Source organism: Myxococcales bacterium, assembly GCA_016712525.1.
Taxonomy (GTDB): domain Bacteria; phylum Myxococcota_A; class Polyangia; order Polyangiales; family Polyangiaceae; genus JAAFHV01.
In genome coordinates this window covers 504495-516520 of the sequence record JADJQX010000007.1, presented here as the reverse complement: position 1 = coordinate 516520, position 12026 = coordinate 504495, and the positions used below count along the sequence as shown (strand labels likewise).

At 70.1% G+C, this 12026-nt stretch carries 2 protein-coding genes; both read right to left on the bottom strand.

Features of this window, described 5'->3' with window-relative positions:
* Nucleotide 1: 1 nt before the first annotated feature.
* Nucleotides 2-604, bottom strand: a complete 603-nt coding sequence (locus IPK71_19320) for a DUF374 domain-containing protein (GenBank protein MBK8215885.1) — start codon at nt 602-604, stop codon at nt 2-4.
* Nucleotides 601-11964 (bottom strand): tetratricopeptide repeat protein, encoded by an 11364-nt coding sequence (locus IPK71_19315; GenBank protein MBK8215884.1) that lies wholly within the window; start codon nt 11962-11964, stop codon nt 601-603. Before IPK71_19315 ends, IPK71_19320 begins: the two co-directional genes overlap by 4 nt.
* Nucleotides 11965-12026 lie beyond the last annotated feature (62 nt).

The following is a 12026-nucleotide window of genomic DNA, read 5'->3' as shown; positions in this document are numbered from 1 at the left end:
GCTATATCAACAACTTGTGAGCCTCCGCCTCTGCGGCACGCACGGCGGCCTCGAGCTCCTCCGGGGGGGACCGAGGGTCGAGCGGGGGACCGAGGACGATGGCCACCCTCGAGAGCGGATACGCGAGCGCGAACCCGTCCCACGAGCGACGAAACCGCCTCCCCCACGCGACCGCGGCGCCCATCGGCACGAGCGCTCCGCCGATGCGCGCCGCGACGAACGCGGCACCCGGCTTGGCGACTCCCGCGGGCCCCCTCGGACCGTCGACCGCGAAGGCGAGATCGTGGCCCTCCCTCCCTCGCCTCACGAGGGCCGCGAGCGCCCTCGCCCCGCCCCGCGAGGACGAGCCGCGCACGACCCCGAACCCGAGGGCATCGAGGATGGCCGCGAGCCACCCGCCATCACGCGACAAGCTCACGAGCACCGACGTCGTTCGCCGTGCACGCCACGCCAAGAGCGGAAATTGCTGGCCGTGAAAAAAGCAGAGGACCCACGGCTCCGTGCGCCCCTCGAGCTCGGGGGCAGCCGAGAGGCGAACACGGAGCGTATGGATCCAGAGGCGAACGAGGAGCCCGACGAGCGCGCCGAGGCCCCTCCGAATCACGACTTCAGCGTGTCGAGCATCGACTTCGCCCGCTCGAGGCCAGGCTCGTTCTCGAGCGCGCGCTCGAGCATCTGCTTCGCCTTGGGGGCGTCTCCTTGGCGCATCGAGATGTCGCCGAGGTAGAAGAAGACCTCCCCCTTCGAGATACCCGAACCGGGCTCGAGGCGCTGAAGAAGGAGGGCGCGGAAGGTCTTCTGAGCTCGTTCCAGATCGCCCGAGTCGAGGGCGAGGACGCCGAGGTCGCGGAGGACGGGGACGCTACCCGGATCGATCTTGAAGGCCATGTCGAGCTGGGTGAGCGCCGAGTCCTTGTTGCCGATCTGCGCGAGCGCCTTGCCGAGCCTGTGGTGGAACACCGACAGCTCCTTCGTACGCTTCTGGCCGAACGACGCGATGATGCGCTCGAGCACGACCGTCGCGTCCTGCTCGCGACCCGCAGCCGTGTAGGCATCGCAGAGCATGAGCAAGAGCTCGCGGTCCGCCGGGACGAGCTCGGTCGCCTTCTCGAGGACCGGCACGGCGTCGGCGGGGCTCTTCCGCTGGCTCAGGTGGATCTCCGCCGCACGACGGAGGAGCTTGACCGGGCCCACGACCTCGGCCGGCGGCGGCAGCGATCCGGTCGCCGGGAGCGACGGGACGACCGCGGGCTTCGAGAGCTCCGCCTCTTCGACGAGCATCTCGGCGAGCTCCGCCCACTTCTTGCGCTTCTCGAACGCGGCGAGGAGCCTCGGCCGCACGTCGAGCCCCGGCGGAACGAGGGCGATCGCGCGGCGAAGCGCGTCCTCCATGCCGTCGAGGTCGTCTCTCGCCTGGCGCACGTCGGCGAGCCGGAGGGCGAACGCCTTGGCGTCGGCGGGCTCCGAGATATCGACGAGCTTGCCCAAGGCGGACGCCGCTCTCTCGTAGTCGGAGCGCGCCTCGGTGATGCGGGCCACGGCCTCGAGCGCGCCGCGATGCGAGGCGTCCTGTTCGAGCACCGCTTCGTAGGTCGACAAGGCCCGACCCGTATCCTTGAGGCGCCCCTCGAGGACCTGACCGAGGCGCACCTTGAGGGCGAGCTCGGACGTCGTGTCTCCACGATCCTTCGCACGCGCGATCTGCGTGTCGAGGAGATCGGCGAGCTTGTCGTCTTGTCCTGTCTTTTCAAGGATTTCCGAGAGCGCCAGCGCCGCGTCCCCTTGATCGGGATCCTCGTCGAGCACGGCCGTGAGCGTATCGATCGCGTCGTTCGGCGCCGCGAACTTCTCCATCTGGAGCTTCGCGAGGTCGAGCCTGAGGGCCACACGCTCCTCCACGCTCGTCGCGTTGTCGACCAGCGTGGCGAGGAGCTTCGCGAGGTCCTTGTCGCGACCGGTCTCGGCGAAGAGGCTTCGCAGGGCACGCGCCGCCTTCTCGTCCCCCGGCTCGCTGTCGAGGATCTCCTGCTGGAGCGAGATGGCACGGGGCTTGTCGTCGAGCTTTTCGAGGACGACCTCGGCCGCACGTCGACGAAGCTCGAGCGCCTCGTTTCCGTCCATGACGTTCTCGGCGCGCTTCAAGAGGAGCGTCGTCACCTCGGCGAAGTCGCCGGCGTGCTCTCGAAGCGCGACGAGCTCGGCGAGCGCCCAGTCGTCGGCTTCGTTCTCGGCGAGGAGCTCCCGGAGGGCCGCCTCGGCGAGCGCGACGTCCCCGAGGGTGTTCTGCGAGACCTCCTTCGCCTCTCGAAGGAGAGCTTTCTTGTCGGACGGGTCCGTCTCGAGCTTCGCGCGATGGCGGAGCACCTCGACGAGATCTCGTTCCCGTCCCGACACCCGCAAGAGGGCCTCGAGCTCGCGGAGCGCGTCGAGGCTCTCCTTGTCGAGGGCGATCGCCTTGCGGAGCGCGACCTCGGCGCCCGCGGCGTCGTTCGCGCGGTCCCGTCTCCAGCCGGCGAGCCGGATCCAGAGCGTCACCGGCTCGCCGAAGGCGTCCAGGTTCGTCGTGGAGAGCGTCTTCCCCTCCGCGCTCGCGTCGAGCGAGGCGGCCAGCGCATCGGCAGCGCTCGCCCATCGCCCCGTGATCCCGGCGAGACGCTCGAGCTCGGCCTGCGCCTCGGACTCGAGGGGGTCGTCCGAGATCGCGGCCTCGATGGCGCGCTGGGCGCCTTCGACGTCGCGGACCTCGTTCTCGAGGATCTTCGCGTGGTCGAGGCGCGCCGCGACCCGAGCCTTGCGGCCGTCGGCCCGCGCGACACGCCGTGCGAAGAGGTCGCCGAGCTCCTTGGAGAGCGAGAGCTGGCGGTACACCGCCTCGAGGCTCTCGAACGCGTCCTCGAAGAGATCCGTGTCGTCGAGGAGCTTCTCCATGAGCTCGCGGCTCTTCGCGTGCGACGGGACCTTCTCGAGGGCCGTGCGCAAGGTCGCCAAACCTTGGGCTTTTTCGCCGAGCGCGTCGATCTGGAGGCACGCGAGCCGGTGCACCAGATCGGCGGTGGGCTCGGCCTCCGTCTCGAGGGCGATGCGCCGCTCGAGCACGTCGGCGAGGGCGGCGCTGTCGCCGAGCTCCGAGAAGACCGACTCGAGGGCGACGAGCACCTCGGTCGTGTCTCCCCCTTGTTCGGCGGCGTGCTGGAAGGCCTCCGCAGCCTTCCTGGCGTTCCCGAGCTCGGCGCGCTCGATGCGGCCGAGCCTCGCGTAGAGGTCGGCGGTCACCGTCGAGTCGAACGTGGACGTGGCCCGTTCGCGCAACGTGTCGGCGTACTTCTCGAAGCCGGACTTGCCGACGGCCTTGCAGAGCCGCTCGATGTCGGTGTGGGTCGGCGCGTCCCCGGGCTCTTCGGCGAGCGAACGGAGGAGCGCGCCGAGGGCGCGATCGGGCGACTCGACCCGATTTTCGCAATACTCCGCGATCTGCCGGAGGGTCCGGGCTCGATCGAAGGGCTCGGTCTCGGCGCGGAGGCGGAGCTCGAGCACGTCGACGAGCTCGGCGTACTTGCCCTCGGCGAGCAGGATGCCGGTGACCGACTCGGCCGCCTCGTGCCGGAGCTCTTCGCGGGCCTCGCCGATCGCGCGGATGGCCGCGATCGCGTCGGGATCGAAGCCCATCGCGAGCACGTCGGAGTACGCGACGAGCGCCTGCGCGGGATCGTCGAGCTCCTTCGCGAGCAGCCCACCGACACGCTTCTTGAGCGCGCGGCGCTTGTCGGAGTCGGCCTCGAGCCCCGCGCGGGCGCGGAGGTTCTCGTGGAGCTCGGCGTACATCCCTTCGGTCTCGTAGAGCGCGCCGAGGCGCTCGAGGACGTCGACCGAGTCGGGGCGAACCTCGAGGGCCTCGGTGAGCGCTTGGATCGCCTCGCGTCGCTCTCCGAGCCCCTTCTCGTAGCGCTCGGCGGCGTCGAGGAGGAGCTGCAGCTTGAGGCCCTCGTCGTCCTCTCCGCAGAGCTCGATTCGTCGACGATAGAGGTCGACGAGCCTCGCGGCGTCGTTCTTCGCCTCGTAGAGCGGGATGAGGTTGTCGAGCGTGAACGCGCTCTCCGGCTCGAGGTCGAGCGCGCGCTCGTAGGCCTCGGTGGCACCTTGCGCGTCGTCGAGCATGTCGCGTTTGGCCTCGCCGATGCGCCGCCACGTGCTCGCACGCTCGTCGTCGGAGGGGATGAGCTCGACGCGCTTCGTCAGGACGCGCACCAACGTGGGCCAGTCGGACAAGAGCGTGGCGAGATCGACCATCTCGTCGAGCGGATGAATCTCGCTCTCGTCGAGGCGGAAGAGCCGGTCGTACGCGTCGAGCGCGCGACGCGGATCGTCGCGACGCTTGTCGTGCAGCTTGGCGAGCGCCTCGAGGAGCTCCCGTTTGCCGACGCCATCGGTTGCCTCGATCCCACGCTCGTAGGTCTCGGCGAGGTCGTCCCAGCGCGACGTCGCCACCGCGAGACGGTCGAGCTCCTCCCGCGTCTCCCCGTCGTCCGGGTCGAGCACGAAGGCTTGGCGCAAGGCCTCGAAGGCTCGATGCGGGTCGTTGCCGCGCTGCTCGAGCAAGCGGGCGTTCTCGCGAAGGACTCCGACCCGCTCGCCCGAGTCTTGGGCGATCGCGAGACGGTGCTCGTTCACCGAGACGATATGCTGCCAGTCGTCTGCGCGCTCGTAGAGCGGCCGCAGGATCTCGACGACTCGCACCTTGTGCGACTCGTCCGAGAGGAGCGACTCGAGAGCCGCCACCGTCTCCCGGTAGGGGGTACGGGGAGACTCGCCGAGGAGCTCGACGATGGCCTGGTACTCGTCGACCGCCCGGCTCACGTCGCCGACCTTCTCGCGAAGGACGGTGGCGAGATCGAAGCGGAAGCGGGCCTCTTCTTCGGGCATCGCGCTCTGCTCGGCGCGGCGGCGGAGGAGCTCGGACAGGTCGTCCCACCGGGCGTTCTTGGCGAAGAGCCTCGTGAGCGCGTCGAGCGACGTCGTGTCCGTGTCCTCGGTGTCCACCGCGGCACGGTAGCTCTCGATCGCCGCCGCGTCGTCGCCGAGCTCGGCCTCCTGGAGGCCCGCGATGACGTGCAGCGTGCGAACGCGATCGGACGAGTCGTGGCGATGGTCGAGCGACTCGCGGTAAAGGGCCACCCGCTCGACCGGGCGCTTCGCCTTCGTGAGGAGGCGATCGATGGCATCGAACGCCGCCTTTTGGTCCTCGGGAGCGAACGCATACGCCCGCCGGAAGAAGACGAGCGCACGGTCGATGTCCCCGAGCTGCTCGAAGAGCTCTCCGGTCCGCTCGGCGAGCTTCGCCGTGGCGGGCTCGTCCGAGGCGATCTTCTCGAGCTCGGACGCGTACACCTCGGCGAGGCGACGCTCGGCGTTGGCGGCGCGCGCGAGGCGCTCGAGCTCGGCCCAGGTCGACTCGTCGGTGACGTCCTCGGCGAGGAGCCGAGCCGTCACGTCGAGCGCGGCCTTGAGGTCGTCGGACTGCTCCTCTTCGAGCTTCGAAAGGCGCCGAAGCAGCTGGCGACGCTCGTCGGGATCCTGGCTCGCGCCGAGCCGGGCCTCGAGGGTGGACATCACTTTGCGCCACTCGTGGCGCGCGAGATACACCCCTTCGAGGATCTCCGCGGAGCGCGCGGCGTGCGCCTGCTCCTTCATGAGCGCCTCGAGGGACGCCACGGTCGGCGCGTGCTGCGGCACCAGGGTGAGAGCAGCTACGTACTCGTCGAACGCGCGATCCGCGTCGCCGAGGCGCGCCTCGCGCAGGCCACCCAGCGCGTGGTGGAGAGCGGCCTTGTCGCTGTCCGAGAGGGCCCCCTCGGAGAGCCTCCGCTCGTGGAGCGCGACGAGGTCCTCCCAGCGGCCCTCGCTGGCGTAGAGGCGCTCGAGCGACGCGATCGCGTCCGCCTCGAGGCCCAAATCGAGGATCCGCTCGTACACCTCGATCGCGGACACCTTCTCGCCGAGCTTCTCGTCGAGGAGGCGGGCTTCCTTCATGTACACGGTGCGCCGCTCGCCGTCGGTCCGAGCGCTCTCGCCCCGCCGCTTGAGGATGCGGTAGAGGTCCTGGTCCGCGCCCTTCCCTTCGAAGATCGCCTCCAGCGCGAGGAGGGCGTGCTCGTCGTCGCCTCGGAGCTCCAGCGCCTTCTCGTAGTACTCGCGCGCGAGGTCGAGATCGTCGAGCTTGTCGCGGCCGAGGTCCGCCACCCGGAGGAGCACCGCGACCTGGCGGTCCTCGTCCAGGATGTCGCCCGCGACCTCCCTCAAAAGGGCGCACAAACCCTTGAAATCACCGTTCTTTTCGGCGAGCCGCTCGACCCTTTGGAGCCACTCCCCGAGCTGAGTCTCGGCCGCGGCGTGGCGTGTGCCACGGGCCGCGTACACGAAGGCTCGCGTCGCGTCGTGCAGGCGACCTTCGGCCACGTCGGCCGCGAGCGCGAGCAGCTGGAGCTTCTCGTCGATCCCGTCCGTTCCGTCGATCTGGATGTCGAGGACGCGGAGGAGCTTCTCGTGCGCGTCGTCCGCTTCGTAGAGGGGGCGGAGGAGGTCGGCGGCGTCCTTGCGAGCGGTCTCGTGATCGAGGAGCGCCTCGACGGCCTCGCGGCTCTTCGCGTGGGAGGGGCTCAGCGTGAGCGCCTCACGGTACGCGTCGATGGCGGCGTCGACCTCGCCGAGGAGGTTTCGTCGCACGTCGCCGAGCCGCGTCAGGAGGTCGAGGCGTTCGTCGACGACGTCCACGAGGCCGAGCTCCGCGACCAGCGTCTCGGCGAGATCCTCGTTGCGCTTCGCACGTTCGTAGAGGCGCGCGAGGCTCGCCAGGATCGAGCGCTCGGGACCGAAGTCGTCGAGCACCGCCCGGTACGCGAGGATGGCCTCGTCGATGTCTCCGAGCTTCTCGTCGAGCGTCGCGGCGGCGCGGACCATGAAGGTCTTGCGCGCGTCGGCGCCCTGGGCAAGGCGCTCCCGCGAGCGAAGGATGTCGACGAGCGCGCGCGCGTCTCCCTTGCGCTCGTAGAGCCGGTCGAGGGCCACGAGGGCCTCGTCGTCGGTCGGGTCGTCCTCGAGGCGCTCCTTCCACGCGCCCACGGCGGCGTCGAGGTCGGAGAGCTGCTCTTCGCAGAGGGCCCCGAGCCGGCCGAGCAGCGCGCGACGAGCGTCGGGCTCGACCTCGAGCTTCACCTGGACGCGGATCATCTCGGCGAGCTCTTTGCTACGCCCCGTCGCTCCGTAGATGCGCTCGAGCGAGCGAGCGGCCGGCAGGGCCACCGTCGGGTCCTCCCGGTCGAGCTCGAGCACCTCGCGGTAGATCCCTTCGGCGCGCGTCGCGTCGGCGCTCCCCTCGTGGATCTTCGCGACCTCGAGGAGAATGTCGGCGCGCGGCTGCGGCGCGGAGGCGGCCTCGGCGGCCTCGCGGAGCACCTCGGCGGCCTTCGCCATCGCGCCGTGGCGCGCGCTGATCTCGAGGAAGCGGCGCCGGTTGTCGACGTCCTCGGGGGTGAGCGGAACGAGGCGCGCGTAGGCCTCGAGGGCACCGGCGTCGTCGGTGAGCTTCTCGTCGCGGAGGTCGGCGACGCGGCGCAGGAGGTCTCGTCGTTCGTCGCGGTCGGTGGCGAACTCGAGCCGGACCTCGAGAATCCGAACGAGATCACGGCTCTCGCCGCGGTGGGAGTACACTCCCTCTAGAATTTCAGCCGCACGCTTACGCAGCTCGGGCACGGCCAGCGTCGCCTCCACGAGGTCCTTCGCCTCGCGGTTCGTCGGGTCGTCCGCGAGGACCTCCTCGAGGTACCCGATCGCGTTCCCTGGCTCGGAGAGCTTCTCGTGGAAGATCCTGCCGAGGCGGAGGCGCAGCGTCGTGGCCTCGTCACCGATGGCGTTGCCGAGCTTGCGCTGAAGGAGCGCCGACAGCTTTCGCCACTCGCCCGACGCGGCGTAGAGCTTGTCGAGCGCGGAGACGGCCTGATCGTGATCGGGCAAGGTCTCGAGGATGCGCTCGTAATACCCCACGGCGCGCGTGGGCTCGCCCACGATCTCTTCCACGAGGGTCGCGACGTCGACGAGGAGCGACGCGCGCACTTCGCCTTCTTGCGCGGCGATCACCTGCTCGTAGGCGGCCTCGAGATCGGCCCACTTTTCGCGCGCGGTGAGGTTCTGACGGAGGCGGGCGAAGGCGCGTTCGTTCTTCGGGTCGGCCTTGAGGATGCGCTCGAGGTACGGGCGAGCCGCGTCGGAGTCGCCGAGGTTCTCGTCGTACAGCGTGGCCGCGCGCTCGGCGAGATCGAGCTCGACGGCGAGAGGCAGCGACGTGGGCCCGGTGCGCGGTACCGAGGCCGCGATCGCATCGACGAAGGCCTGGGTTCGCTGCGTCTGGTTCGCGAGCACGCCGAGGCGATCCCACAGGGCGAGCTCGGAGGGGATCTCGTCCACGGCGCGCGCGACGACGTCGAACGCGAGCGCGAAGGCCCCCTGCTTCTCGTGCACGTCGGCGAGGCGCTCGAAGAGCGGCAGCCTGTCCTGGCGCGACACCGCGGTCGCGATGCGCACGCCGAGCACCTCGGCTTGTTTTTCGAGGCGCCCCGTCGCAGCGTACGACTCTTCGAGGACCACCGCCGCCCGGCCGCGGGTCTCCGCGACGGGAAGGAGCTTCTCGACGACCGCGACCGCCTCCGGTGCGTTGGGCTCGGCGGCGAGGGCCCGCTCGGCAGCGGCGAGCGCGTCGACCGGACGGCCCAAGCTCCCCATGTAGAGCTCCGCGAGCTCGAGCTCCCTCGCGACGAGGTCCTTGCCTTGAGCCAGGTCTCGCTCTCGTTCGATCGCCGCAGCCGCACCCGCCGCGTCGCCGCCGTGGCGCAAGAGCCGCGCGACGGCACGCAGGGCGCGTTTGTTCGAGGGGTCTCCGTCGAGGATCTCGCGGTAGAGCGCCACCGCGCGTTCGGGGCTCTCGAGCCCCTCTTCTTCGAGAGTGGCCCACTCGGCGAGCAAGTCGAGACGCGCGGAGCCCTCGGCGCGATCGACACGGCGACGGAGGAGCCATCGCAGGTCGTCGTGACGGGCCTCGGCGCGGAGGAGCGCGTCGAGTCGCGAGCCGACCTCCTCGTCGGTCTCGTCGGCTTCGTAGAGGGACCGGTACGTCGCGACGGCTTCGTCGACGCTCCCGAGCTCGCGCGCAGCGATCTCTGCGATCGCGAGCTTGAGGCTCCGCGCCTCAGCCGCCGAAGGCTCACCCTTCGCCAGGCGCGCGCGCAGGATCTCGACGAGCTCGGACCACTTGCCAGCGCTCCGCGTGACGGCCTCGAGAGCCGCGAGCGCGCCTTCCCGGGTGGGGTCGAGATCGTAGACCTTCCGCGCCCACGAGAACGCCGTGCTCCGATCCTGGAGCCTGTCTCCCGTCGTCACCACGAGCTTCTGGAGCAGCGCTCGCCGGGCGCCGTCGTCTTTGGCGTGACCGAGGAGCACTTCGTAGAGCGGGGGCAACCTGCCCCACTTTTCGTCCGACTCGTAGAGCGGCACGAGCTCGCTCGCGGCCCGCTCGTCCGTGGGGCGCACGGCGAGCACGCGCTCGTACGCGCGGAAGGCACGCTCCGGCGCGCGGAGGTTGTCCCGGTAGACGGCCGCTGCACGGAACGAAAGCTCGACCTTCGCCTCCGGATCGCTGGCCTTGTCGGCTGCGCCCGAGAGCACCTCGGCGAGCCCCTCGTAGTCCTGGGTGCGATCGTACATCGCCGTCAGCGCGTCGAAGTCGTGCGTCTCCAGGAACCGATCCCGCAGGGCGCGGAGCGCCTTCGGGTGGTTGGGAGAGAGCTCGAGGACACGCGTCCAGGTCCGGCTCGCCCCCTCCGAGTCGGAGAGGCGATCCGTGTACACTGCACCGAGCTTCTGAAGCACCTGCAAACGCTGGGCGTCGTCGGTCGCGAGCTCGACGCGGCGCTCGAGGACCTCGGCGAGTGAGCGGAAGTCCTTGTCGCGCTCGGACTGCTTCTCGAGCGCGTCGATCGCGGGGAGGTACGAGGGCTCCTCTTCGAGGACCTTCTTGTAGAGCCGTACCGCGTCGGCGCCGCGGTCGAGCCGCTCGGCGGCGAGCTTGGCCATCTCGAGCGTGATGGCGCGGCGCTCGGCCCCGGGCGCCATCGCGGCGACCTCGGCCTCGTGGAGCTCGTAGAGCTTGTTGTAGGTGCGCCGTTTCCCGTAGAGCTCCTTGAGCTTCTCGAGGGCCTCCGGATCGAGCGGCGCGGCCTCGCGCAGCTTCTCGTACGCCTCGACGGCGTTCTGGACGTTGGAAAACTGCTCGATCCACCGGCGTGCGATGCCCCGGTAGATCTCGGCGCGGGCGCCCGCGTCGGGCTCGAGCTCGGCGAGACGAGCCTGCGTGGTCAAGAGGTCGCGCCACCGCTGGAGCGCCTCGTACACGCGCGAGAGCTCGCGGAGCGCGTCGGCGTCCTGAGGCGCCAGCGTGACGATCTGCGTGAGCACGGCGACGAGCGCCGAGTCGCTCTTCAAGTGGTCGCGGTAGACCTGGGCGATCTCGCGCAGCACCGGGAGCCTCGCGTCGGCGTCCTCCGGAGCGATGCGCTCGAGCTCTCCGCGGAGGAGGTCGGCGAGGGCGTTCCACCCGGACGTCTGGCGGTAGAGCCGGCGGAGGGCCACGCGCGCCTCGGCGTGCGACGGATCTTGACGATGCAGGGCGCGCCACTGCTCGATCGCCTTGGCGGCGTTGGCGCCCTCTTCGGCGAGCTTCGCGATCTCGGTCGCGATCTTGGCGCGCTCGGCCTCGGGGAGGGCGCGCTGGGCGTCGCCGAGGATAGCCGCGAGCCGCTGCGATTCGCCGCGCTCGACGCACACCTCACGGAAGAAGGCGAGCATCACCGGCTGCGCGGGCTCCATCTTCCGGAGACGCTCGAAATAGGGCTCCGCCTGCTCGGGGCGCTTCCGCATGCGCCAGTGGACCATCGCGATCTGGAGGAGCGTTCCAGCCTCTTGGCCACCGCGAACGCCGCCGCCGGCGAGCTGCTCCTCGTAGAGCGCGACGAGGTGGTCCCACATCTCCTTCTCGGTGAAGTGATTCGCCAGGAACGAGATGGCCTCCGGGTGGCCCGGGGACAGCTCGAGGACACGCTCGTAGGCGGTCGCCGCGCGCTCGGGCGCCGCGAGACGCTTGCGCGTGAGACGTCCGAGGCGCAGGTATCCCGCGACCTTCTCGTCCTTCGCGCTGGACTCGAGAGCGAAGCGCTCCATCGCCTGCGCGAGCTCCTCGAAGCGCTCCTCTTCGCGGTAGACGTGCTCGAGCAAGAGCGCGGCGCGACGGTTCTTCGGATCGATCTCGAGGGCCTCGGAGAGGCCCGACACGACCTCTTCGAGCAAGACCTTACGAGGAGCCTTGCCCTTCTTGCCCTTCGCCGCGAGCTCCGGCCGCCCGTAGCGGAAGGCGGTCTCGGCCGCGCTCACCAGGAACGAGCTCTTCAACGCCGTGTCGCTCGCGGACCTCGCCTCTTCGACGTAGCGGGTCACGAGCTCACGCCACTTGGCGCGACGCATGGTGCTGCGCTCGATCGCCTCTTCGGCGTGATCGTCGCCAGGGGCGAGCTCGAGCACCCGGCCATAGGCCTTCACCGCGGCCTCGTCGTCGAGCAGCTCGTCGTCGAGAACACGCCCGAGCTCTCGCGCGAGCCCGAGCTCCGCTTCACTTCCGGCCGAGAGCCCGAGCTCGAGGCGCAGCACGTTCGCCACGGCGTCGTACTCGCGACGGGCCTCGTGCGCCTTTCGCGCGGCTTCGAGGAGCTTCGCGAGCTCCGCACGAGGCAAGTCCTCCTCGACGTAGGTGACCTTCCCCGTCTCCGCGTCATACCCGACGGCGGCGCGCAGCTCTGCGAGCGCCTCCGTGTTCTCCGGGTCGTCCTGAAGCTGGCCAAGTGTGCTGCGGATGGTCTTCGCGCTCATCGTCACCTTGCGAATCTGTTCCCCGAAAAACCGAACGACGTGGGCACCTTGGCGAACGTAAA